Annotated in this window: 23 protein-coding genes; 4 read left to right on the forward strand and 19 right to left on the reverse strand. The window is 64.6% G+C overall.

What is annotated here, in order from left to right:
- Nucleotides 1–97: 97 nt before the first annotated feature.
- A complete protein-coding gene (locus C8E00_RS08965; RefSeq protein WP_133697077.1) occupies nucleotides 98–913 on the forward strand; it encodes a DUF1206 domain-containing protein in 816 nt (271 codons plus the stop codon).
- An 11-nt stretch (nucleotides 914–924) separates the two neighbouring features.
- Here C8E00_RS08965 and C8E00_RS08970 read toward each other — a convergent pair whose 3' ends face one another.
- From C8E00_RS08970 to serS, 16 genes are all read right to left on the reverse strand, one after another.
- Nucleotides 925–1,530, reverse strand: coding sequence for a HupE/UreJ family protein (locus C8E00_RS08970; RefSeq protein WP_208291901.1), 606 nt, complete (start codon nucleotides 1,528–1,530; stop codon nucleotides 925–927).
- Between the two features lie 37 nt (nucleotides 1,531–1,567).
- On the reverse strand, nucleotides 1,568–2,242 hold the full coding sequence (gene ureG / locus C8E00_RS08975; protein WP_133697080.1) for an urease accessory protein UreG: 675 nt from the start codon (nucleotides 2,240–2,242) through the stop codon (nucleotides 1,568–1,570).
- Nucleotides 2,243–2,341: 99 nt separating this feature from the next.
- On the reverse strand, nucleotides 2,342–3,034 hold the full coding sequence (locus C8E00_RS08980; RefSeq protein WP_133697082.1) for an urease accessory protein UreF: 693 nt from the start codon (nucleotides 3,032–3,034) through the stop codon (nucleotides 2,342–2,344).
- On the reverse strand, nucleotides 3,024–3,524 hold the full coding sequence (gene ureE / locus C8E00_RS08985) for an urease accessory protein UreE (protein ID WP_133697085.1): 501 nt from the start codon (nucleotides 3,522–3,524) through the stop codon (nucleotides 3,024–3,026). Before ureE ends, C8E00_RS08980 begins: the two co-directional genes overlap by 11 nt.
- A gap of 10 nt (nucleotides 3,525–3,534) precedes the next feature.
- Nucleotides 3,535–4,035, reverse strand: a complete 501-nt coding sequence (locus tag C8E00_RS08990) for a GNAT family N-acetyltransferase (RefSeq protein ID WP_133697087.1) — start codon at nucleotides 4,033–4,035, stop codon at nucleotides 3,535–3,537.
- Nucleotides 4,036–4,047: 12 nt separating this feature from the next.
- Nucleotides 4,048–5,760 (reverse strand): urease subunit alpha, encoded by a 1,713-nt coding sequence (gene ureC, locus C8E00_RS08995; protein WP_133697089.1) that lies wholly within the window; start codon nucleotides 5,758–5,760, stop codon nucleotides 4,048–4,050.
- Nucleotides 5,757–6,083, reverse strand: a complete 327-nt coding sequence (locus tag C8E00_RS09000; protein WP_133697091.1) for an urease subunit beta — start codon at nucleotides 6,081–6,083, stop codon at nucleotides 5,757–5,759. The genes ureC and C8E00_RS09000 overlap by 4 nt, the downstream gene beginning before the upstream one ends.
- A 10-nt stretch (nucleotides 6,084–6,093) precedes the next feature.
- Nucleotides 6,094–6,396 (reverse strand): urease subunit gamma, encoded by a 303-nt coding sequence (locus C8E00_RS09005; protein WP_097023022.1) that lies wholly within the window; start codon nucleotides 6,394–6,396, stop codon nucleotides 6,094–6,096.
- A 228-nt stretch (nucleotides 6,397–6,624) separates the two neighbouring features.
- Nucleotides 6,625–7,566, reverse strand: coding sequence for an urease accessory protein UreD (locus tag C8E00_RS09010; protein ID WP_208291902.1), 942 nt, complete (start codon nucleotides 7,564–7,566; stop codon nucleotides 6,625–6,627).
- Nucleotides 7,563–8,273 carry an urea ABC transporter ATP-binding subunit UrtE gene (gene urtE, locus C8E00_RS09015; protein WP_133697093.1) on the reverse strand — a complete coding sequence of 237 codons (711 nt, stop codon included), beginning with the start codon at nucleotides 8,271–8,273 and terminating at the stop codon, nucleotides 7,563–7,565. The genes C8E00_RS09010 and urtE overlap by 4 nt, the downstream gene beginning before the upstream one ends.
- Nucleotides 8,273–9,130, reverse strand: a complete 858-nt coding sequence (urtD, locus tag C8E00_RS09020; protein WP_133697235.1) for an urea ABC transporter ATP-binding protein UrtD — start codon at nucleotides 9,128–9,130, stop codon at nucleotides 8,273–8,275. Before urtD ends, urtE begins: the two co-directional genes overlap by 1 nt.
- A gap of 2 nt (nucleotides 9,131–9,132) precedes the next feature.
- On the reverse strand, nucleotides 9,133–10,185 hold the full coding sequence (gene urtC, locus C8E00_RS09025) for an urea ABC transporter permease subunit UrtC (protein WP_133697095.1): 1,053 nt from the start codon (nucleotides 10,183–10,185) through the stop codon (nucleotides 9,133–9,135).
- A complete protein-coding gene (gene urtB / locus C8E00_RS09030) occupies nucleotides 10,182–11,819 on the reverse strand; it encodes an urea ABC transporter permease subunit UrtB (RefSeq protein WP_133697236.1) in 1,638 nt (545 codons plus the stop codon). Before urtB ends, urtC begins: the two co-directional genes overlap by 4 nt.
- Before the next feature lie 135 nt (nucleotides 11,820–11,954).
- Nucleotides 11,955–13,202: an urea ABC transporter substrate-binding protein gene (gene urtA, locus C8E00_RS09035; protein WP_243833149.1), complete on the reverse strand. Its 1,248-nt coding sequence runs from the start codon at nucleotides 13,200–13,202 to the stop codon at nucleotides 11,955–11,957.
- A 399-nt stretch (nucleotides 13,203–13,601) separates the two neighbouring features.
- Nucleotides 13,602–14,474, reverse strand: coding sequence for a uroporphyrinogen-III C-methyltransferase (gene cobA, locus C8E00_RS09040; RefSeq protein ID WP_133697100.1), 873 nt, complete (start codon nucleotides 14,472–14,474; stop codon nucleotides 13,602–13,604).
- 154 nt (nucleotides 14,475–14,628) lie between these two features.
- Nucleotides 14,629–15,906, reverse strand: coding sequence for a serine--tRNA ligase (serS, locus tag C8E00_RS09045; protein WP_133697102.1), 1,278 nt, complete (start codon nucleotides 15,904–15,906; stop codon nucleotides 14,629–14,631).
- A 237-nt stretch (nucleotides 15,907–16,143) separates the two neighbouring features.
- On the opposite strand from serS, the gene C8E00_RS09050 reads away from it, so the two are divergent.
- The 3 genes from C8E00_RS09050 to C8E00_RS09060 all read left to right on the forward strand — a co-directional run bounded on the left by C8E00_RS09050 (nucleotide 16,144) and on the right by C8E00_RS09060 (nucleotide 21,565).
- Entirely contained in the window at nucleotides 16,144–19,395 is a 3,252-nt protein-coding gene (locus C8E00_RS09050) for an FAD-binding and (Fe-S)-binding domain-containing protein (RefSeq protein ID WP_133697104.1), read from the forward strand.
- 11 nt (nucleotides 19,396–19,406) lie between these two features.
- Nucleotides 19,407–19,607: a DUF2905 domain-containing protein gene (locus tag C8E00_RS09055; protein ID WP_133697106.1), complete on the forward strand. Its 201-nt coding sequence runs from the start codon at nucleotides 19,407–19,409 to the stop codon at nucleotides 19,605–19,607.
- Nucleotides 19,608–19,765: 158 nt separating this feature from the next.
- Nucleotides 19,766–21,565, forward strand: coding sequence for a cation:proton antiporter (locus C8E00_RS09060; RefSeq protein ID WP_133697108.1), 1,800 nt, complete (start codon nucleotides 19,766–19,768; stop codon nucleotides 21,563–21,565).
- A gap of 89 nt (nucleotides 21,566–21,654) precedes the next feature.
- Here C8E00_RS09060 and trpC read toward each other — a convergent pair whose 3' ends face one another.
- Genes trpC through C8E00_RS09075 form a run of 3 tightly spaced genes read right to left on the reverse strand, consistent with a single transcriptional unit; the run spans nucleotide 21,655 to nucleotide 24,099 of the window.
- Nucleotides 21,655–22,467, reverse strand: a complete 813-nt coding sequence (gene trpC, locus C8E00_RS09065; protein WP_133697110.1) for an indole-3-glycerol phosphate synthase TrpC — start codon at nucleotides 22,465–22,467, stop codon at nucleotides 21,655–21,657.
- Nucleotides 22,467–23,498: an anthranilate phosphoribosyltransferase gene (trpD, locus tag C8E00_RS09070; RefSeq protein WP_133697112.1), complete on the reverse strand. Its 1,032-nt coding sequence runs from the start codon at nucleotides 23,496–23,498 to the stop codon at nucleotides 22,467–22,469. The genes trpC and trpD overlap by 1 nt, the downstream gene beginning before the upstream one ends.
- 13 nt (nucleotides 23,499–23,511) lie before the next feature.
- Nucleotides 23,512–24,099 (reverse strand): anthranilate synthase component II, encoded by a 588-nt coding sequence (locus tag C8E00_RS09075; RefSeq protein ID WP_133697115.1) that lies wholly within the window; start codon nucleotides 24,097–24,099, stop codon nucleotides 23,512–23,514.
- Between the last annotated feature and the right edge of the window lie 115 nt (nucleotides 24,100–24,214).

Raw genomic sequence — 24,214 nt, forward strand, 5'->3', positions numbered from 1 at the left:
ATTCGGTGTATGCTGAACGCCGCTGGGCAACGTCAACACAAGCGGCATGCCTCCTGCCGCTCCCTGCGCCCATTTTCCGACGACAAGGATGTCTTCAATGAAATTTTCCCTGGCCGACTTGCGTAACGCACTCAGCGGCACGGCGAGTGCCGGCTATATCGCCAAGGGTATAATCTATATCACCATCGGTTGGCTTTCGTTGCTCACGACGCTGGGCCTCGGTGGCCAATATGCCGGCACGGAAGAGGTCATTCGCACCATCGCGCTATGGCCGTTCGGCACCCTGCTGATCATCCTGCTGGGCGTCGGTCTGGTGGCCTACGTTCTCTGGCGACTCGCCCAAGCCTGGTGGGACCTGGAACACAAGGGCAATCACTGGACAGGTCGCCTCCAACGCCTGGGCTTTGCGATCAGCGGCATCTTGTATACCGCGCTAGCCTGGCAGTGCGTCACCCTGATCACACACTCCCTGGCCGGTGGGGGCAGTAGTGCCTCACCGCATTCCCTCGCGTTACTCGACTATCCGGGCGGCTTGGTCGTGCTGTTCGGGATCGGGAGCATCTTCATTGGCGTAGGGTTACATCAGCTTCAACGTGCCTGGAACCGCCAATACCGGCGCAACTGGCACATGCAAGCAATGCCCAATGGGCCACTGCCCATCCTGGAAGGCATCGCACGTCTGGGGCTCGCGGCACGCGGCCTCGTGTTCGGGATCATCGGCACTTCCCTGTGCGTGGCCGCCATCGACGTCGAGCCCGAAAAGATTCGTCGCCTGGGCGGAGCTCTCAACACGCTCGCCGAGCAACCCTATGGTCGCTGGTTGCTCGGCGGTGTCTCGTTGGGCCTCATGGCCTACGGACTCTATTGCTTCATCAATGCCGGTTACCGACGCACACGGACACCGCGCCTGTAACCGACGTCGACTCAGCCCATCATCAAGGCGCCGCCGACCGCCGCGATGGCGGCGCCGATGCCACGCAGCCAACGGTTGTCGCGGCGCGCCAGCCACTCACCCAGCACACGCCCGCCCAGGGTGATGGCCACGCTGGTCGCCACGAAGCCCAGCGCGTAAAGCAGCGCAGATGCCCCCGGTGCCAGCTCGCTGCCATGGGCATGGCCATGCAGCAGGATGAACGCAAATACCAACATGGCTCCCAGGACACGTGGCAAGCGTACCAGCGAGGCCAGCAGCACCCCGGCCAGCAACACGCTCGAGGCGATGCCGAATTCGACGCCCATGAGCGGCACACCGGCCCAGGCGAGGCCGGCACCGGCCACCATCCCCAGGGCAATCAGCAGCGGCATCGCGCGACGCAGCCCCGCTGCCTGGCGAAAGCTCCACAGCCCGATGGCGGCCATCGCCAGCAAGTGATCGAGCCCGGTCAGCGGGTGCATCAGGCCGGCCACGAAACTGCCCGCATGCGAGTGCGGCACGTGCCCGGGATGCGCCACTGCCGCACCGGTATACAACACTGCCAACGGCAACATGGCCCAGACGCAGCGACGCGCGTGAAGACGAGACATGAACATGGAACCTCTCCCTTGTGACGAATGATAAGAAGCGCTATCAGGCACCGGCCGGGGCCTCGCCGAGCGTAGCGGTAGCGGCTCCGGCACGCTGCGACGCCGGCCGGCGCTCCGGCAGCATGCCCCGTTCGAGGATGAAGGCGACGATCTCCTCGACCCCCACCCCGTCGTGCAGGTTGGTGAACACGAACGGCCGCTCGCCGCGCATCTTGCGTGCGTCACGGTCCATGACCTCCAGCGAGGCATGCACCTGCTCGGCGATATCGATCTTGTTGATGATCAAAAGATCGGACTTGGTGATCCCCGGCCCGCCCTTGCGCGGAATCTTGTCGCCGGCAGAAACGTCGATCACGTAGAGCGTCAGATCGGAAAGCTCGGGGCTGAACGTCGCCGACAGGTTGTCGCCGCCGGACTCGACCATCACCAGCTCGAGCGCGGGGTGGCGCGACTGTAGCTCGTCGATGGCCGCCAGGTTCATCGAGGCGTCCTCGCGAATCGCCGTATGCGGACACCCCCCGGTTTCCACCCCCAGGATACGGTCGGCAGCCAGGGCGTCGTGCTTGAGCAGGAAGTCGGCATCCTCGCGGGTATAGATGTCATTGGTGACCACGGCGATATCGTAATGATCGCGCAGGGCCAGACAGAGTTGCTTGAGCAGCGCCGTCTTGCCGGACCCCACCGGGCCGCCGACGCCGACACGCAGATAATGTGTCATGGTCTCACTCCTTATGTGAATTCGAATGCACCGGTCTTGTTTCTTCCAGGCGCGAAGCGCCGCTCTTCCAGCTTCAAGTCGCGAAGCGACGTCTTTCGTCTAGCTCCTGAACAAGCGTGAGTACTGCGTTTCGTGCAAGGCGCTGGCCAGCGCCAGCCCCGGCAACGCCGGTCCCAGCTCATCGTCTTCCAGCGCCAGGGCCTCGCTGACTGCCGTGACAAGGGCCGGACGCAGGCGCTCGACGAGACGCTGGGCACTCGTCTGCCCCAGGGGCAAGGCCTTGCAGGCCACCGTCAACTGGTTCTCCAGCCACGCCCAGGCGAAGCCCAGCATGGCATCTTGCCGGCTCACCCCGCGTACCCGAGCAGCCAGCGCGAAGACCACCACGTAGCCCGGCGTCTCGGGCAAAGCCGGCGTCTCGGGCACCTGATCGAGGCTTCTCAGCAAGCGCACCAGCGTGCCGCCCAGGCGTTGCTCTTCCTCGAGCAGCTCGCGGGTCTCACGATTGGCCTGCAGCCAGTCATTCCAGTGCGCCAGGGCATCGGCGTCGCCCTCCGCCCAGGCGCGATGGGCGCGCGCCAGCACCGGCAATTCGCAGCGGGTCAGGCCATCGTCGAGCACGCCGGCAAGCCACTCGCCGAGGCTCGCCTCATCCTCGACCCAGCCCAGCTCCAGCGCGCTCTCGAGCCCCTGCGACCAGGCGAAGGCCCCGATCGGCAGCGCCGGACTGACCAGTTGCATGAGCCCGGCCAGGGCCAGCGGATCGTGCTGCGACACCGGCTCAGTGGACATGTGCCGACGCCTGATGGTGGTGATGATCGTGACCATGACCGTGGCCTTCCGCCTGGCCATAGGCGCCCGGCTCGGGATCGAACGGCGCCGCGTGATGCTCGAGCGTCGCGCCCAGCCGCTCGGACAGTTCCTCGAGCACGTGATCCGGCGGAAAGCGCACCCAGCCGCGTTGGGCATCGCCCGCGATGGCCAGTTGCACGTGACGATTGCCCAGGTGATAGCACAGCCGCGCCAGCGCCAGTGCGCCTTCGATGCGTGCCGTGACCACCGGCTCGTCGGCCGCCTTGACGCGTACCACCTCGCCGCTCTCGGCACGCAGCCCGTCACCGTCGCGCAGCACGGGGCCGCGATCGAGGAACAGGCCCAGCTCGCAGCCGGCATCGCTGACCGCCTTGAGCCGCCCGCGCATGCGCGCCTCGAACGGCAACGTCAGGGTGTCGCTCGCCACGCTCTCATCTATCGGCCCCAGGCGTTCGATCAATCTCAGCATAACGACTCCTTCAGTGTTCATTGAGGGGCGCGAGACGCCGCCCCAGGATGGCAAGCGAGGTCGGCTGACCGTCGAGATCCGCAACCTCCGGCAGCAGTCCCCAGCGCTCGAACCCGCAACGCTGAAACAAGGCCAGGCTCGGAGCATTGTGAGCAAAGATGAACCCCAACAGCGTCTGGCGCCCGAGCGTCGTGGCCGAGTCGATCAATCGCTCGAGAAGCTGCTTGCCAACCCCTCGCCCCTGATGCTCCTTCGCGACATAAAGGCTTGCCTCATTGGTCGCAGCATAAGCAGCGCGGCCATAGAAAGGCTGCAGGCTCGCCCACCCGACGACCTTTGCGTCCATCTCGAGGACCCATAGCGGGTGAGCGTCATCATGCGCATCGAACCATGCCTGACGCGCCTCGACCGTGACCGGCACCAGATCGGCCGTCGCCAGCCGCCCGGGTATGGACTGGTTGTAGATTTCCACGATGCGTGCCAGGTCGCGGGATTGCGCATGCCGAAACATAAGGGAGCTCTCTCAAAACAGGTGATATCGCTGGGCGAGCGGCAGCTCGGTGGCGGGCTCGCAGGTGAGGATGTCGCCATCGCAACGCACCTCGTAGGTCTGCGGATCCACCTCGAGATGAGGGCAGGCCTCGTTGAGCTTCATGTCGGCCTTGCGCACGCCGCGCACGTCCTTGCAGGCCGCCAGTTCGCTATTCAGTCCCAAACGCGTCTTGATACCCGCGTCGAGCGCGGCCTGGCTGACGAAGGTCAGGCGCGTGCGGCTGGCCGCCCGCCCCAGGGCGCCGAACATGGTCCGGTAGTGCACCGGCTGCGGCGTGGGAATCGAGGCGTTGGGGTCGCCCATCGGCGCGGCAGCGATCATGCCGCCCTTGAGCATCATGGCCGGCTTGACGCCGAAGAAGGCCGGGTCCCACAACACCAGATCGGCCAGCTTGCCGACCTCCACCGAGCCCACCTCATGGGCGATGCCATGGGTGATCGCCGGATTGATGGTGTACTTGGCGATATACCGCTTGGCACGGTGGTTGTCCGCACCGCGTGCGGTGTCCTCCGGCAGCAGGCCACGCTGCACCTTCATCTTGTGGGCGCTCTGCCAGGTCCGGCAGATCACCTCGCCGACTCGCCCCATGGCCTGGGAGTCGGAGGCGATCATCGAGATCACGCCCAGGTCGTGGAGGATGTCCTCGGCGGCGATGGTCTCGCGGCGGATCCGCGAATCGGCGAAGGCGACGTCCTCGGGGATGTTGGGATCGAGGTGGTGGCACACCATCAGCATGTCGAGGTGTTCGTCAATGGTGTTCACCGTGTAGGGCCGCGTGGGATTGGTCGATGACGGCAGCACGTACGACTTGGCGCAGGCGGTGATGATGTCCGGGGCATGCCCACCGCCGGCACCTTCGGTATGGTAGGTATGAATGCAGCGTTCCTTGAACGCCGCCAGGGTGTCCTCGACGAAGCCCGACTCGTTGAGCGTGTCGGTGTGGATGGCGATCTGCACGTCGTACGTCTCGGCCACGCTCAGGCAGTTGTCGATGGACGCCGGCGTGGTGCCCCAGTCCTCGTGCAGCTTGAGGCCCATGGCGCCGGCCTCCAACTGCGCCTCCAGCGCCTCGGGCAGGCTGGCGTTGCCCTTGCCGAGCAGGCCGATGTTCATCGGCATGTCATCGACGGCCTGCAGCATCTTGCCGAGATGCCACTCGCCCGGGGTGCAGGTGGTGGCGTTGGTGCCGGTGGCCGGGCCGGTGCCGCCACCCAGCATGGTGGTGATCCCGCTCATCAGCGCTTCTTCCACCAGTTGCGGGCATACGAAGTGGATATGCGCGTCCAGGCCACCCGCCGTCAGGATCTTGCCTTCGCCGGCGATCACTTCCGTGCCGGGGCCGATGACGATGTCGACGTCCGGTTGCGTATCCGGGTTGCCGGCCTTGCCGATACCCGCGATGCGGCCCTGCCTGAGGCCTACGTCGGCCTTGACGATGCCCCACCAGTCGAGAATCAGGGCGTTGGTGATGACGGTATCCATCACCGCTTCGTCGACCCGCTGGCTCTGTCCCATGCCATCGCGGATCACCTTGCCGCCGCCGAACTTGACCTCGTCGCCGTAGTGGGTGAAATCCTGCTCGACCTCGATCCACAGCTCGGTATCGCCGAGCCGCACGCGATCGCCGACCGTGGGGCCGTACATGTCCGCATAGGCCTGGCGGTCGATGGTAGTCGGCTTCATGACGTCGCTCCTTTCTCATCCAAGGCGCCCATGACCGCCTGACGGAATCCGTAGACATGCCGCCGGCCGACGAAGGGAATCAGGGTCACCTCGCGGCGCTGGCCGGGCTCGAAGCGAATCGCCGTGCCCGCCGCCACATCGAGGCGATAACCGCGCGTCTTGTCGCGGTCGAAGATCAAGGCCGGATTGGCCTCGGCAAAATGGTAGTGCGAGCCGATCTGGATGGGCCGGTCGCCGGTATTGGCGACTTCGACACTGATCCGCTCGCGCCCCGCGCAGAGCTCGATCTCGCCGTCCTGCAACTGGTATTCACCGGGAATCATCGAGAACTCCTTACACAATCGGTGAGTGAACGGTCACGAGTTTTGTCCCATCAGGAAAGGTCGCCTCCACCTGCACCTCATCGACCATCTCGGCCACGCCTTCCATGACATCGTCGCGGGTCAGGATCTCGCGTCCGGCACTCATCAGTTCGGCAACGCTCTTGCCGTCGCGCGCACCTTCCAGGATCTCGAAGCTGATCAAGGCCACCGCCTCGGGATAGTTGAGCTTGAGGCCACGGTCACGGCGGCGTTCGGCAAGTTGCGCGGCGGAAAACAGCAGCAGCTTGTCTTTATCTCTCGGCGTCAATTCCATATCGGCAACTCTCTCTGCATGAATTCGGCCTGCGGGCTTCGGGCTTCGGGCTTCGGGCTTCGGGCTTCGGGCTTCGGGCTTCGGGCTTCGGGCTTCGGGCTTCGGCAGCATGGCGTTCGATGCCCTTCACTCACACTCATAGCGGGTTTTCGCTTTTGACCTTTCTTCCAACTTCTCTCTTCAGGCGCGCCAGCGCCGCACTTTCAGCTTCGGGCGTAGCCCGAGCCCTCAGGTCATCCAGATCCTCGGCACACATGCCTCCCGCCCGCAGAGCAAGGGCCGCAGCACCTCCCAGGCCTGCTGACAAATCTCCCAGGCGGCATTGCGCTCATCGCCCAGATAGCGCAGCAGGAGCACGTCGCGGCGCTGGGTGACCGCCCAGTGCCGCGATGCCGGCAAGCCCTCCCTCAAGGCTTCCACCGCCGCCGCCGCGTCGTCGAGTCCCACCGCCCAGAGCGTCGCCTGCACCGTACTGCCGCCCTGCCCCCAATGGCCGTGGAACCTTGGGTGCATGGGATCCAGCGGCTGACGTTCACGCCATAGCGGACGTCCGTCGCGCGTCAACGCGAAACGCTGCTCGACCCGTCCGCTGGCAAACGGCAAGCGGCTGGCGGGACGCCCCAGCGCCAGGACTTCCCAGCCCACGCAGCCGCCATCGCCCTGCACATCCAGGGTCGTGCTCTGCATGCCACGCGCGCCGTCGAAACACAGGGTTTCCTGCGGCAGCCATTCGAGCAGCGCGCCGGGCCGCACGGTCAGATGCGTGTGCTGCCCCCAGCACACGCCATGGCGGTCGGCGCGATACAGCTTGGTCGCCGCCGGCGTGGTCAGCAGGGCATGGGCGCCGCGCTCGGCCTCGATGTCGATGCGCAGCTCGTCGCCGCTGACCAGTCCGCCCGGCGGGTGCAACAGATACACATGGCAAGGCTCCGCGTAGCGAGCATCGGGAACATGGCCCGTTTCGGGATAGAACGGCCGTTGCACGCGCAGAGGACCGTGGTGGCGCGCACGCGTCATCCGCGTGCGCCCCTCGCGGTCGCGAAAGCCCAGCGACAGGGAAGCCGCCCAGTGGCGCCGGGTGTCGAAGCGGTGCCCCGATGCACCGGACGACGTCTGCCCTGCCCCTTCACCGGGCGACGCCGTCTGGCCGGGAAACGACAAGTCCGTCATACCGTCAGGTGCCGTTTGATCAGGTCATCGTCGAGTTCGCCGATCTCGCCGCCGGCCACCGTCTGCCCCCGGTCCATGATCGTGAAGCGATCGGCGTACTTGCGCGCGAACGGCAGCTTCTGTTCGACCAGCAACACGGTAAGTCCGTCCTCCCGGTTGAGGCGGCGTATCACCTCGCCGATCTGCGCGACGATATTGGGCTGGATGCCCTCGCCGGGTTCGTCGAGGATCAGCAGGCGCGGCTCGATCACCAGCGCCCGGCCGATGGCCAGTTGCTGCTGCTGGCCGCCGGACAGGTCGCCGCCACGCCGGTGGCGCATGTCCCGAAGCACCGGAAAGAGTTCGTAGATACGCTCGGGAATGCCCCGCTCCGCCGCGCCCTGCACACGCTTGCGCCGTGCCGGCAGACCGATGCGCAGATTCTCCTCCACGCTCAGCGTGGCGAAGATCTGCCGCCCCTGGGGGACATAGCCGATACCCAGGTCGGCGCGGCTCTCCGGGCGCCGCTCGAGCAGATTCTCGTCGGCGAAACGCACCTGACCGGCGCGCACCGCCACTTCGCCCATGATGGCCTTGAGCAGCGTGGTCTTGCCCACGCCGTTGCGGCCCATGACACAGGTGCAGCGCCCCGCCGGTACCTGCAGCGAGAGATCACGCAGGATATGGCTTTCGCCGTAATACTGATTGAGCTTGTCGACGCTGAGCATCAGGTTTCCTCCCGCACGTCGGACGCTTCGTCGCCGCCCAGATAGACCTCGATCACCCGCGGGTCGTTGGCGACCTCGTCCATGCTGCCCTCGGCGAGCACGCTGCCCTGGTCCAGCACGGTGACGGTACGCGCGATCGAGCGCACGAAGCCCATGTCGTGCTCGACCACCACCACCGACTGCTGGCCGGCCAGGCGCGTCATCAACTCCGCCGTGCGATGCATTTCCGGCTCGGTCATGCCCGCCACGGGCTCATCGACCAGCAGCAGGCGCGGGCGCTGCATCAGCAACATGCCGATCTCCAGCCATTGCTTCTGACCATGCGAGAGCACACCGGCCAGCCGGTCGCGCTCGGCACTCAGGCCGATGGTCTCCATGATCTCGTCGATACGCTCGCGCCCCTCGTGGTCGAGCCGGGCCAGCAAGGTCTTCCACACGCGCCGGTCGCCGACCATCGCCAGCTCGAGGTTGGCGCTCACCGACAGCGCCTCGAACACGGTGGGTTTCTGGAACTTGCGGCCGATTCCCAGGTTGGCGATCTGCGGTTCATCCATCTGCAGCAGGTTATGGCGGCTGCCGAACCAGGCCTGCCCGCGATCGGGGCGCGTCTTGCCGGTGATGATGTCCATCATGGTGGTCTTGCCGGCCCCGTTGGGGCCGATGATGCAGCGCAGCTCGCCGTCATCGATGGTCAGGTTGAGATCGTCGATGGCCTTGAAGCCGTCGAAGCTCACGCTGACATCCTCGAGGTAGAGAATCGGCCCGTGACGCACGTCGACGGGGGAATCCGCCGGGGCCATGAAGTCGAAGACGCGATCGGGACGCGCGAACTCGCGCAGGCGTTCTACATTCGTCATGCTCATGCTGCCACCTCCCGACGCCGACGCAGGCGTGCGAGCACGCCCGCCACCCCTTGGGGCAGGAACATGGTGACCACCACGAACAAGCCACCCAGGAGAAACAGCCAGGCATCCGGCATCACCCCGGTCAGCAGCGTCTTGAGATAATTGACGACCAGCGCGCCGAGCAACGCCCCGTAAAGCGTGGCGCGGCCGCCCAAGGCGACCCAGACCACGACCTCGATGGAGAACAACGGCGCGAAGGTACTCGGATTGATGATGCCGACCTGTGGCACGTAGAGCGCCCCGGCAATGCCCGCGATCATCGCCGACAGCACGAACACCGCCAGCTTGACGTGCTCGACGCGATAGCCGATGAAGCGCACTCGCGCCTCGGCATCCCGGGTGGCCATGCACACCCGCCCGAGTCGCGAGCGGGTGACCGCCTTGCAGCCCCAGAACGCCAGCAGCACGGCCACGCCCGAGGCCACGAACAACGCCACGCTCATGCTCTCGCTGGCCAGCGAAAAGCCCAGCAACTCATCGAACCGCGTCAGCCCGGTGCTGCCGCCCATGTCCATCTCGTTGCGGTTGAAGGCCAGCATCAGGGCAAAGGTCAGCGCCTGCGTGATGATCGAGAAGTACACGCCGGTGACCCGCGAGCGAAACGCCAGCCAGCCGAAGACCAGTGCCAGCAGCCCGGGCGCCAGGACCATGGCGAGTGCCGCCACGGGGAAGTGGGCCATGACGGTCTGCCAGGGCGCCAGCGGCGCTTGCTGGGCCGTCAGGTAGAGGCCCATGGCGTAGCCGCCCAGGGCGAAGAAGGCCCCGTGGCCCAGGCTCAGGATGCCCAGGTAGCCCCAGATCAGATCCACCGCCAGCGCCAGCAGCATGTAGGTCAGGTACTTGCCCAGCAGCGTGACCACGGAGCCGTTCAGGTGCCAGGCATGCTCCGGCGGCAAGGCATGGAGCACGACCACCGCCAGCATGCCGACGATCAGCACGATGCTGGTGATCCAGGTCGAGCGTTCATCGAGCAGGGAATTGCGTTTGAACATCGTGGCGAGACTCATGACGTCCGCCCCTTGGGCGCGAAGAGGCCCTGCGGACGTTTCTGGATGAAAAGGATGACGCCGATCAGCACGATCACCTTGGCCAGCACGGCGCCGACCCAGGGCTGCAGGACCTGATTGATCACGCCCAGCGACATGCCGGCGACCAGCGTGCCCCACAGGTTGCCGACGCCGCCGAAGACAACCACCAGGAAGGAGTCGACGATATAGCTCTGCCCCAGGTTGGGCCCCACGTTGGTGATCTGGGAAAGCGCGACGCCCGCCAGCCCGGCGACCCCGGCGCCCAGGCCGAAGGTGAGCATGTCCACCCGCGCGGCGCGCACGCCCATCGAGCGTGCCATGGTGCGGTTCTGGGTCACCGCGCGCACCTCGAGTCCCAGCCGGGTGTAGCGCATCAGCGCCCACAGCGCGGCGAACACCACCAGACAGAAGATCAGTACGCCCAGGCGGTTGAGGGTCAGCGACAAGGCCTCATTGAGCTGCCACGCGCCCTGCAGCCAGTCCGGCGAGTTCACACGCCGATTGAGCGGCGAGAACACCGTGCGCACCAGTTGCTGCAGGATCAGGCTGATGCCGAAGGTCGCCAGCAGCGTTTCCAACGGGCGCCCCTTGAGAAAGCGGATCACGCTGCGCTCGATGAGAATCCCGAACGCCCCCGCGACCAGGAAGCCGCCGGGGATCGCCAGCAACAACGCCAGCCCCGGCTGCCCGGGCAGCAGTTGCTGGATCATCCAGGTGGTATAGGCCCCCAGCATGATCAGCTCACCGTGCGCCATGTTGATCACCCCCATCACACCGAAGGTGATCGCCAGGCCGATCGCCGCCAGCACCAGCACCGACCCGGCGCTCAAGCCGAAGAACAGTGTCTGGCCGCGCTCGTACCAGGCACGCTTGCTCTCGATGCCGGCCAGCACGTCGCCGGCCTGGGCGGCGATCGGCGAATCGCTGTTGGCGATGTCGGCGAGCGAGTTGCGTATGCGGGTGTCGAGATTGCCGCGCAGGGTCGCCAGGCCCGAGGCATCGCCCTGCTCCACACGATACAGCGCCAGCGCGGTCTCGAGCTCGGCGCGTACCGCGGGACTCTCCTCGTTGTCGAGCTGGGTCGCGATCGACTCGGCACTTTGCGCATCGACCTCGCCCACCAGGCGCTTGGCGGCGGCAAGGCGCGTTGCCTCGTCACCCGCGCCGAGCGACAGCGAGGCAATCAAGCGCTGCAATTGCGTGCGCAGGTCGTTGTTGATGCGGAAGGTATCGACGCTGCGCCGGGAACCGGTGCCGGCATCCTCGAAGGTAATGGCATCGATGATCGGCCATTCGCGACCGCTGTCATCGGTGATGATGTAGAAGCGCTCGCCGTCGCGCTCGCGTCCCAGACGGCCATCGAGCAAGGTCTTGAGCCAGCGCGTTTTCTGGGCGGCGTCACTGGCGGCGATGGCCTGGGCGGCCTCGGCCTTGGCCTCGAAGTCGTCGGTGTCCAGTGCCTGAAGCAAGGCCTGGGCACGCTGCGGCGTCACCTCGGCCTGCACCGGCGAAACGCCGACAAGCCACACCAGCAGTACCGTCACGACCGCCAGGCAACGCCTAAGGCCGGTGCCGGCCTGCGATCCGCTCACGCTGCCAGGCCGCCTATTCATCGTGTGAGTTGGCGTCATCGAAAGGTTCCTTCTCGCGCCGCGACGGTCGCGGCGCACGATTCGGGAGCGCCCCGTTCTTCAAGGCGCCTTGACGTGAAGGAAACGGCGAGCGCAGATCGCTCGCCGTGGGCGTGCTTACTCGGCGCCGGCGCCGTCCTCGCAGGTCATGGTGTCGACGTTGAGCTTTCCGCAGCGCAGCGGCGCGCGCCAATCGCTGATCAGGTTCTGCGATTCGGGGAGATAATCGGACCAGGCGTCGCCGGCAATGGTGCCAGCGCTTTTCCAGACCACGCTGAACTGACCGTCGTCCTGGATCTCGCCGATCATCACCGGCTTGGTGATGTGGTGGTTGGGCATCATCGCCGAGGAACCGCCGGAGAGGTTGGGCACCGAGACGCCGATGATGGAATCCTTCACCGCGTCGACATCGGTGGTACCGGCCTTGCGTACCGCTTCCAGCCACATGTTGAAGCCGATGTAATGCGCTTCCATGGGGTCGTTGGTCACCGCCATGTCATTGCCGGTGAACTCGACCCAGTTGTCGATGAAGTCATAGTTGGCGTCGCTGTCGACGCTCATGAAGTAGTTCCAGGCCGCCATGTGCCCCACCAGCGGCCCGGTGTCGATGCCGCTGAGTTCCTGCTCGCCCACCGAGAAGGCGATGACCGGAATCTCGGCGGCACTGACGCCCTGATTCGCAAGCTCGGTGTAGAACGGCACGTTGGCATCGCCGTTGATGGTCGAGACCACGGCGGTCTTCTTGCCCTGGCTGCCGAAGTCCTTGACCTCGGCGACGATCGACTGCCAGTTGCTGAAGCCGAACGGCGTATAATTGATCATGATGTCGTCGTCGGCGACACCGTGATCCTTGAGGTAGGCCTCGAGAATCTTGTTGGTGGTGCGCGGATAGACGTAATCGGTGCCCAGCAGCGCCCAGCGTTCAACGCCTTGACTCATCAGGTAGTCGACCGCGGGAATCGCCTGCTGGTTGGGTGCCGCGCCGGTATAGAAGATGTTCTCGGAGGATTCCTCGCCCTCATATTGCACCGGATAGAACAGCAGGCCGTTTTCTTCCTCGACCACCGGCAGCACCGCCTTGCGCGACGCCGAGGTCCAGTTGCCGAAGATCACATCGACCTGGTCGTCCCCGGTGAGCATGTCGCGCGCCTGCTCGGCATACAGCGACCAGTCCGAGGCCGGGTCCATCACCACGGGTTCGAGCTGCTTGCCCAGCAACCCACCGTTTTCGTTCTGCTGCTCGATGAGCATCAACAGCTCATCCTTCAGCGTCGACTCGCTGATGGCCATGGTCCCGGAAAGAGAGTGCAGGATCCCGACCTTGATGGTGTCTTCCTGGGCCGCGGCCGGCAGCGCGATGCCCATCGAGAGTAACAGTGCGGCGGTGGAGGTGATCTTGTTCACGAACGACTCCTTGCGGGTCTGATTGTTGTTGCAGCGCCAATGCACGCTGTTGTCGTGATATCCAGCGACGACGTCCGATGACGTCTGCACGACACCTCGCAAGTCATGTGCCAACTTCGTGCACTAAAAGTTAAAATTAATAAAAAACAAAGACTTAAATAGTATAAAAAAGGGTAGCGAGCGAATCGTTTGCACCTAAATAGCGCACGCCGGATCCGCAGGCGCACCAAAAGGGAGGAGGAGTGGCGTCATGAGCACCAAAGCAGTGCACACAGGGAAGGCTGGCAGAGAGGACACGAATGACAAGGCGCCCGAATCTCGAGCGCAGGCAGGCAGCAGGGGAAAAGCGAGCGCTCGGTCTCAGGCGCTCGAGGCGTTGTCCAGGGGCGTGGGATGCTTACCGTCCCGCCAGCCTTGGCTGGACGAAGACGCCGGCTCGAACCAGTCCAGCCGACCGTGCAGCGACACCACATCACCGACCACGATCAGCGTCGGCGGTCGCACGTCTCCCGCATCGATGGCAGCCAGCAGCCCCTCGGGAAGCGACGCCAGGGTGCCCACATGCACTCGCTGGCGCGCGGTGGTGCCCTGTTCGATCAAGGCCAATGGCGTGTCGCCGGACATGCCATGCGCCTGCAGCTCATGGCGGATGGTGGCCAGCGAGCCCAGCCCCATGTAGAACACCAGCGTCTGCCCGGGACGCGCCAGCGTCGGCCATTCGAGGTCGCAGCCGCCGTTCTTGAGATGCCCGGTGACGAAGCGCACCGATTGGGCATGATCGCGGTGGGTCAAGGGAATGCCCGCATAGGCGGCGCAGCCGCTGGCCGCGGTGATGCCCGGCACCACTTCGAAGGCGATGCCCGCCTGGGCCAGGGTGTCCAGTTCTTCGCCGCCACGCCCGAAAATGAACGGATCGCCGCCCTTGAGCCGCACCACGCGATGCCCGGCACGCGCCCAGTCGACCAGTGCCTGGTTGATGCCATCCTGGGGCACGCTGTGCGATGACCGCGCCTTGCCGACGTACAGCCGCCGCGCCTCGGGGTTGGCCAACGCCATGATCTCCTCGCTGACCAGACGATCGTGCAGCACCATGTCGGCTTCTTGCAGCAGGCGCAGCGCCTTGAGCGTCAGCAGTTCCGGATCGCCGGGCCCTGCACCGACCAGCGACACGTGGCCGTGGAGACGTCGGGGACGCGACGAACGCGATGTCACATCAGGCGAAGAGGCAGGCATCTTTATTCCCTGTTCGACTTAAAAAACGAGGTCTTATAGCCAAAACGATAAGGTTCCTCGGCATTACGGGGAAGGAACGTCTGGTTGGAAGGTTATAACCAAGTGGTGGCCCATGCCATTGCGCGGGGCACGCAATGGCATGGCGAACGGTGCGTCAGGCGTTGATCCGCTCGACGCCATCCATGTAGCCGCGCAGGGCCTCGGGAATCACGATGCTGCCATCGGCTTGCTGATAGTTTTCGAGCACCGCCAGCAGGCAGCGCCCTACCGCCAGGCCGGAGCCGTTGAGCGTATGCACCAGCTGCGGCTTCTTCTGCTCCGGATGCCGCATGCGCGCCTGCATCCGTCGTGCCTGGAAGTCCTCGCAGTTGGAAATCGAGGAAATCTCGCGGTACGTCTCCTGGCTCGGCAACCAGACTTCGAGATCATAGGTCTTGGCAGCGCCGAAGCCCATGTCACCGGCACACAGCGTGACGGTGCGGTAAGGCAGCTCGAGCGCCTGCAGGATCGCTTCAGCGTGGCCGCGCATGGACTCCAGGGCGTCGTAGCTGGTGGCCGGATCGACGATCTGCACCATCTCGACCTTGTCGAACTGATGCTGGCGAATCATGCCGCGGGTGTCGCGCCCGTAGGCGCCCGCCTCGCTGCGGAAACACGGCGTGTGGGCAGTCAGCTTCAGGGGCAGCTCGGCAGGCGTGAAGATCTGCTCCCGCGCGATGTTGGTCAACGGCACCTCGGCGGTGGGGATCAAGTAGAAGTCATGATCCCCCTCCAGCTTGAACAGGTCCTCGCCGAATTTGGGCAATTGCCCCGTGCCGGTGAGCGAGGCGTCGTTGACGATATAAGGAACGTAGCATTCCTCGTAGCCGTGCTCGCGCGTCTGCTTGTCGAGCATGAACTGCGCCAGCGCGCGGTGTAGCCGCGCGATGGGGCCACGCATCACGGCAAATCGCGACCCGGTCAGCTTGGCCGCCATCTCGAAATCGAGATAGCCGAACTTGGCGCCCAGATCGACATGATCGCGCACCTCGAAGTCGAAGGTGCCCGGCGTTCCCCAGCGATGCAGCTCCACGTTATCGGCCTCGTCGAGCCCCTGGGGCACACTGTCATGGGGCAGGTTGGGCAACGCCGCCGCGAGCTCATCCCACTCGGCCTGTACCTCGGCGAGACGCGCCTTGGCGGCGTCGAGGCGCTCACCCAGATCGCTGACTTCGTCGAGCAGCGGCTGAATGTCCTCGCCCGATGCCTTGGCCTGACCGATCGCCTTGGAGCGCATGTTGCGCTCGTTCTGCAGGCGTTCGGTCTCGGTCTGCAGCTCGCGGCGGCGCGATTCCAGCGTCTCGAGATGCGCCGTGTCGAGAGTAAAGCCGCGACGGGCCAGTCGTTCGGCGACCAATGCCGGGTCGCTACGCAACAATTTAGGATCGAGCATGGATCTTATCCGTCGAAAAGAAATAATGAAGCCACGTGAATAGGCCCACATTGTAGGGAAAAGCCACGCCGTTCACCACGCTCGCCGTCTTCTCCCGCGCCGTCGGGATGCGTCACGCGCCAGGCTGCAGTAAAGTAGGCCCATAAAATATCACCAGATTGTATCGTCCCGACGACGCCGCACGGCCAGACGGTCGCAGAAACCGTCGTCCGGCGCTGACCGATGGCTTGAGACTCCATGATCGCACCCCTGGATACCCCGGAACGCACCGCCACACCTTACCTGCGCTTCCTCGATGCGCTCGACCAGGCCGGTTTCGGTGGCGACATCGCCCCGGACTACGCCAACCGCACAGTACTGGCCACCGACAACTCCATCTATCAGCGCCTGCCCCAGGCCGTGCTCTACCCGCGTAACGCCGAGGATCTCGCCTGTCTGGCACGCCTCGCCGGGCGCGAAGAATTTCAGGCCATCGTGCTCGCACCACGCGGCGGGGGCACCGGCACCAACGGGCAGTCGCTCACCGACGGCCTGGTGGTCGACGTATCGCGGCACATGAACCACATCCTCGAGATCGACGTGGAGAACCGTCGCGTGCGCGTCCAGGCCGGCGTGGTCAAGGATCAGCTCAACGCCGCCCTCAAGCCGTACGGTCTGTTCTTCGCTCCAGACCTGTCGACCTCCAACCGCGCCACCATCGGGGGCATGATCGCCACCGATGCCAGCGGCCAGGGCAGCTGCGAATACGGCAAGACCCGCGATCACGTCCTGGCGCTGGACATGCTGCTGCTCGGCGGCGAGCGTCTGCATACTCAGCGCCTCGACGCCGAGACTCTCAAGCAGACCTGCGAGCGCGACGATCGCATCGGCGAGGTGCATCGCTCCGCGCGCGAGATCGCCGACACCCAGAGCGCCTTGATCGAGGCCACGTTTCCGCCGCTCAACCGCTGCCTGACGGGCTACGACCTGGCCCACCTGCGCCGCGCGGACGGTACCTTCGATCTCAACAGCGTGCTGTGCGGTGCAGAAGGAACGCTGGGCTTTCTCGCCGAGGCCACGCTCAACGTCCTGCCCATCCCCAAGCATTCGACCCTGGTCAACATTCGCTATCCCGGCTTCATGGATGCCCTGCGCGATGCCAAGGCACTGATGAGCGGCGACAGCCACCCGACCTCCATCGAGACGGTCGACGACAAGGTGCTGGGGCTGGCCATGGAAGACTTCGTCTGGGATGGCGTGGCCGAATTCTTCCCTGCCGAGGGCGAGGACATTCACGGCATCAACCTGGTCGAATTCAACGACGACGACCCCGAACGCTTGGCGGCACGCGTCGAAGTCTTCTGCACGCACCTCGCCACCGACACCCAAGTCGAGCGCCTGGGCTATACCCTGGCCGAAGGCCGCGAGGCCATCGGCCGTGTCTACGCCATGCGCAAGCGCGCGGTGGGCCTGCTCGGCAACGCCAAGGGCGAAAAGCGCCCGATCCCCTTCGTCGAGGATACTGCCGTACCGCCCGAGCATCTGGCCGACTACATCACCGAGTTCCGCGCCTTGCTCGACGCCCACGGACTGGCGTACGGCATGTTCGGCCACGTCGATGCCGGGGTCTTGCACGTGCGCCCGGCCATCGACATGAAAGACCCGGCGCAAGAAGCCCTGATCCGCGAGATTTCCGATGAGGTCGCCATCCTGACCCAGCGCTACCACGGCCTTTTGTGGGGCGAGCATGGCAAGGGCGTGCGCTCGGAATACGCGCCGCAGTTCTTCGGCGAGCTCTACCCCAGCCTGCAGCGCCTCAAGGCGGCGTTCGACCCGCACAATCAGCTCAACCCCGGCAAGATCGCCACACCGCTTGCCAGCCGATTCCAAGACAACGGCGCCATGGCTACCGACAACAAGGCTTCGGGAGCGGGATGCAGCGAAGCTCCTTTGCCAGGGAAGGCAACCGTCGCGCCCACGGAAGGGGCCACAGCGCCTTCGCAAGAGTCCGCTTCCGATGACGCTGTTGCCGTCGAGGCGGAGCCGGTCACGTGGGTCGATCCCGGGCTTTTGACCATCGATGGCGTGCCCACCCGAGGGCAGCTCGACCGGCAGATCGACGAGCGCGTCTGGCAGCATCACGCCAGCGCGGTCTATTGCAACGGCAACGGCGCCTGCTACAACTACGACCCCAATGACGCCATGTGCCCCTCGTGGAAGGCCACCCGCGAGCGCGTCCACTCGCCCAAGGGACGCGCCAGTTTGATGCGCGAGTGGCTGCGCCTGCAAGATCAAGCTGGCATCGATGTCATCGAGGAATCACGCCAGAAGCAAGCCGAAGGTATCTGGGGTGCCACCAAGGCGTTCCCGCGTCGCCTGCGCAACACCTTGGCCAAGCGTCGCGGCCGGGAAGATGTCTCCCATGAGGTGTACGACGCCATGGCCGGCTGCCTGGCGTGCAAGTCCTGCGCTGGCCAATGCCCCATCAAGGTCAACGTCCCCGAGTTTCGCTCGCAGTTTCTGGAGCTCTATCACAACCGCTACCTGCGGCCACCGCGCGACTACCTGATCGGCGCGCTGGAATTCTTCGTGCCCTACCTCAAGCCGGTGGCACCACTGTACAACGCACTGCTCGATACGCGCCTGGCGGACCGCCTTCTCGCCGGGCCGATGGGCATGGTCGACACCCCACGCCTGTCCCGGGCGAGTCTCGCCAAACAGCTCGAGGCCTGGGGCATCGCCGAAGCCACGCCTACCACGCTGGGCTTTCTCAGCGAACGCCAGAAGGCCCGCAGCGTGGTCATCGTCCAGGATGCATTCACCAGCCATTTCGAAGCCAAGCTGGTGATGGATATCGTCGAACTGCTCTCGCGCCTCGACATTCGTGTCTTCGTGGCGCCCTTTCACGCCAACGGCAAACCGCTGCACGTGCAAGGCTTTCTGGGGGCGTTCGAAAAGACCGCCACCGCCCAGGCGAAACGTCTCAAGACCCTCGCCGGCTTCGGCGTCCCCTTGGTGGGCATCGACCCCGCCATGACGCTCGCCTACCGCCAGGAGTACGTCAAGGCGCTGGGGCCCGAGGCCGTCCCCGAGGTGCTACTGCTCCAGGAGTGGTTGCTGTCCCTGGGGCGCGCCCTGCCGCCCGCCGGCCTGTCGACGCTCGACGACCCTGGTTACAAACTGTTGACGCACTGTACCGAGAAGACCAACGCACCGGGCGCTACTCAGGCCTGGCAGCAAGTCTTCAAGACTTTCGGCCTGACGCTGGAAAGCATCGCCACCGGATGTTGCGGCATGTCCGGCACCTACGGACACGAAGCCCGCAACCGCGAGACCTCCGAGAAAATCTACGACCTCTCGTGGCGCGCGCCGGTCGAGGACGACGCTAATGCCGGACGCCTGCTGGCCACCGGCTACTCGTGCCGCAGCCAGGCCAAACGCCTCTCCGATGCCGAACTGCCGCATCCGTTACAGGGCTTGCTGACGGCACTCAAACGCACCCGATCTTGAAGGCGCCGATAATGTCCCGATCGCTGATTTTTATTGGCCTGGCCATCGTGGTCATCGGCTTGCTGTGGCCTTGGCTCTCCAAGTTGCCGCTCGGGCATCTGCCGGGTGACATCGTCATCAAGCGCGAGGAATTCGCCTTCTATTTTCCGATCACCACCATGATCCTCGTCAGTGTGGTCGTATCGGCCTTGTTATGGCTTTTCAACCGCTGAATCGACGTGCACCGGTGCGATGCAACGCAACACACCCTGCGGGGACAACGAATAGCGATGCAAACGCATGCATCATTAACGCTTGCCGTGCATTGCAACTGCCGTGAGGCGACGCTAGGCTTCGCGCTTTCGCTTTCATCCACCCAAGGAGCGCGACCATGGAGCACGCTGCCGTCGACCTGACCTTGATCGGCCTGCTCGCGCTGATTTGCCAATGGCTGGCCTGGCGACTCAAGTTGCCGGCGATCCTGCCGCTTTTGATCGTGGGCATCATCATGGGCCCCATTACCGGTCTGCTCCAACCCGACGCGCTGCTCGGCGATCTACTCTTTCCGCTCGTCTCATTGGCGGTGGCAGTGATCCTGTTCGAAGGCAGCCTGACCCTCGACTTCGGCGACCTGCGCGGCCATGGCCATATCGTGCGTCGGCTGGTCACCTGGGGGGCCCTGGTCACGGGGATTACCGCCATCGTCGCGGCACGCTATACGCTGGGACTGACGTGGGAGATGGCCAGCGTTCTTGGGGCCGTGCTGGTGGTGACAGGGCCGACGGTGGTGCTGCCCATGTTGCAGACGCTGCGCGCCCGCGAGCACCTTTCGCAGATCCTGCGCTGGGAAGGCATCCTGATCGATCCGGTGGGGGCCATCGGCGCGGTACTGGTGTATGAGTTCGTCGCCCTGGGCGCGTCCAATGGGGCCGCCACCTACACCTTGGCATTGTTCGCCAAGACCGCCCTGATCGGTTTCGGTCTCGGCGGCCTGGGAGGGTATCTGTGGGGGTGCGTGCTGCGCCATCATTGGTTGCCGCAACGCCTGCACAGCTTCGGTACGCTGATGGCCATGCTGTCGCTGTTCACGCTCTCCAACATGCTCTTTCACGAATCCGGGCTGTTGACGGTGACGGTGATGGGCGTGTGGCTGGCCAACATGCGCGGTGTCCCCACGCAGCAGATCATCGAGTTCAAGGAAACGCTCTCGTTGCTGTTGATCTCGGGGCTTTTCATTCTGCTCGCCGCACGCCTGACCCTCGATCAGTTGGCGCAACTTTCCTGGCCGGCCTGGGCGTTCCTGCTCATCCTGGTGGGCGTGGCTCGCCCGCTGGCGGTATGGGTCTGCACCCTGGGCACGCGGCTCAACTGGCGCGAAAAAGCGCTGCTGGCATGGCTATCGCCGCGCGGCATCGTCGCCGCCGCCGTGGCCTCGCTGTTCGCCCTCAAGCTCGAGAACCTGAACATGCCGGGCGCCGAGATGCTGGTCCCGGTGACCTTTCTGGTCATCATAAGCACCGTGGTGGTACAAAGCCTGCTGTCACGCCCCATTGCGCTAGCATTGAAGGTCAGCGAACCGCCGCCCGCCGGTTTTTTGATCATCGGTGCCAACCCCGTGGCCCGCACCATCGCCAAGGCGTTGGAAGAAGCCGGTTTCACCGTGCGCCTGACCGACAATAGCTGGGACGCCGTGCAGGAGGCGCGCATGGCCGGTTTGCCTGTCTACTACGGCAATCCACTCTCCGAGCATGCCACCCAGCATCTCGAACTGACCGGTATCGGCCATCTGCTGCCGCTGTCGCCCTATCGCGAACTGAACAATCTGGCGATCCTGCATTTCGAGCATGTGCTGGGACACGGCAAAGTCTTTCGTCTTGCGGCGGGCACCAGCAAACATGCTCACCGCCACCAGGAACAGGCGCTGGATCACCTGCCCATGGTCTTTGGCGAAGACGTGACGTATGCCCAACTGTCGAGCGTGGTCTACCGTGGTGGCGAGGTTCGCAAGACCAAGCTGAGCGCCAACTTCAGCATCGAGGACTACCGTCAGGCGCACCAGAATCGCTTGCTGCCCCTGTTCTGCATCGGCCCCAACGGTCGCATTCGGGTCGCCAACGACCGGGCACCGCTCACGCCTCGTGCCGGGGATACCCTGATCAGTTTGATCTACCCCGACTCCCCCGAATTCTGAACGCCCCACCCTTCTGCCCCCCCCCAACGCCATCGGGCCGCACAAGGCGGCCCGATAGGAGACGGCATAAGAAACTGGCGCAGGCGCGTCTAGAAAAACAGGCGACGCAAGGCACTGCCCGGCTCGTCTTCCCGCATGAAGGCCTCGCCGACCAGGAAGGCGTTCACGTCGTGCTCGCGCATGTGCTCGACATCGTCGCGCGTGTGAATGCCCGACTCGGTGACGACCGTGACATGCGGCGGAATGCGCGGAAGTAGCTCGAAGGTCGTCGCCAACGAGGTCTCGAAGGTGCGCAAATCGCGATTGTTGATGCCTACCAGCGTCAAATCCAGCGCCAGCGCACGCTCCAGCTCATGGGCATCATGGACCTCCACCAGCACATCCATGCCCAATTCATGGGCTTGTTGGTGCAATGCTTTCAGGCGGGCGTCGTCGAGTGCCGCGACGATCAGCAGGATGCAATCCGCACCAATGGCCCGTGCCTCGCTGACCTGATAAGAGTCGACGATGAAGTCCTTGCGGATCACCGGCAGAGCGCAGGCCTCGCGCGCCGCCTGCAAGTCACGCTCATGGCCCTGGAAGAAGTCGGCATCGGTCAATACCGAGAGGCAACTGGCCCCGGCTTCGGCGTAGGCCTTGGCGATCTGAGCCGGCTGGAAGTCCTCGCGAATCACGCCCTTGGAGGGCGAAGCCTTCTTGACCTCGGCGATGACGGCCGGGTCACCCGCGGCAATGCCGCGCTCGAGCGCGGCGACGAAGCCACGCGGCGCGGCTTGCTGGCGCGCCTGTTCTAAAAGCTGTGCTTCGCTGACGCGCGCGCGACGCTCACGAATCTCGTCGTCCTTGCGCGCCAGAATCTTGGCCAGAATGGTCGGCAGGCCGGTGTCATGTTCGTGGCTCATCAGCGCTCGTCCTTATGGGCCAGAATGCGCGTAAAGTCTGCGAGCTCTTTCATTTTTTCCAGCGGCAGCTTGGACCCTTGGGCATCCTGCGCCAGGATCACGCCCTCTTTCAACGTGTCCGCCACGCCGGCAGCATAAAGCGCCGCCCCCGCATTCAACGCCACGATATCCGCCGCCGGGCCGTCTCCCACCAGCGCGGCCTTGACCAGCTTGAGACTATCCTCGGCGGTCACCACCTTCAGCGTTTCCAGCGACTGGCGTTCGAGGCCGAAGTCCTCCGGTGCGATGGTGTATTCGCGAATCTCGCCGTCCTGCAACTCGGCCACGCGCGTCGGCGCGGCCAGGGAAATCTCGTCGAGACCGTCCTCGGCATTGACCACCAGCACATGGTCGCTGCCGAGTCGCTTCAAGGCTTCCGCCATGATCGTCAGCAATGCAGGGTCGTAGACACCCAATAGCTGATTCGGCGTATTGGCGGGGTTGGTCAGCGGCCCCAGGATGTTGAACACGGTGCGCACGCCCATTTCGCGGCGCGGACCGATGGCATGCCGCATCGCCTGGTGATGCATGGGCGCGAACATGAAACCAACCCCGACCTCCTGGATGCAACGCGCCACCTCATTCGGCGGCAGATCCAGCGAAATGCCCGCCACATCGAACAAGTCGGCGCTCCCGGAAGACGACGACACGCTACGATTGCCGTGCTTGGCAACCCGCCCACCAGCAGCAGCGACCACGAAGCTGGAAGCAGTCGAGACATTGAACAGGTTGGCACCATCGCCCCCTGTACCGACGATATCCACCAGGTGCGTGCGGTCGACCTCGACGGGCAGCATCAGTTCACGCATTACCTGCGCGGCGGCCGTGATCTCGTCGGCCGTCTCGCCCTTCATCGACAGGCCGATCAGAAAGCCGCCGATCTGGGCATCACTGGCCTCCCCGGTCATGATCGACTTCATCACCGCATGGGTGTCGTCGAAGCTCAGATGGCGGTGACGCATCACCGCGCCGATGGCTTCTCGCATCTGCATGTTTGGCTCCTCGTTACGCGCGGCGTTTCAGAAAGTTGGCTAGTAGCTCGTGGCCCTGACGGGTCATGATCGACTCGGGATGGAACTGCACGCCCTCGATATCCAGCGTCTTGTGGCGCATGCCCATGATCAAGCCAGGCGTGACGTCATCGGCCACGACGCGTGCCGATATTTCGAGACATTCCGGCAATCCCTGTTCGGCGACGACGAGCGAATGGTAGCGCGTCACCTCGAGCGGATGGGTCAAGCCCTCGAACACGCCGCGACCATCGTGCTCGATCCGCGACGTTTTGCCGTGCATGACCTGCGGCGCCCGCACCACCTCGCCGCCGAACACCTGGCCAATGGCCTGATGCCCGAGGCAGATGCCGAGGATCGGCAAATTGCCTGCGAAATGCCGCACGACATCGAGTGAAATGCCCGCCTCGTTGGGCGTGCACGGCCCCGGCGAGATCACCAGATGACTCGGCGCCAGGCGCTCGATTTCCTCGAGGGTGATGGCATCGTTGCGGTAGGTGACGACCTCAGCCCCCAACTCCGACAGATATTGCACGACGTTGTAGGTGAAACTGTCATAATTGTCGATCATCAGCACGGACATGGCGATAAAGTCCTGTTTCTCATTAAGTTCTTTGGCATGAGCTCTTGATAACGCAGATTGTGGCTCACAATCTTACCCAAGTCGGCCTCTCTAGGGATGCCAGCCGTGCAGGGAG

The sequence above is a fragment of the Chromohalobacter marismortui genome (assembly GCF_004364315.1).
GTDB classification, from domain to species: Bacteria; Pseudomonadota; Gammaproteobacteria; order Pseudomonadales; family Halomonadaceae; genus Chromohalobacter; species Chromohalobacter marismortui.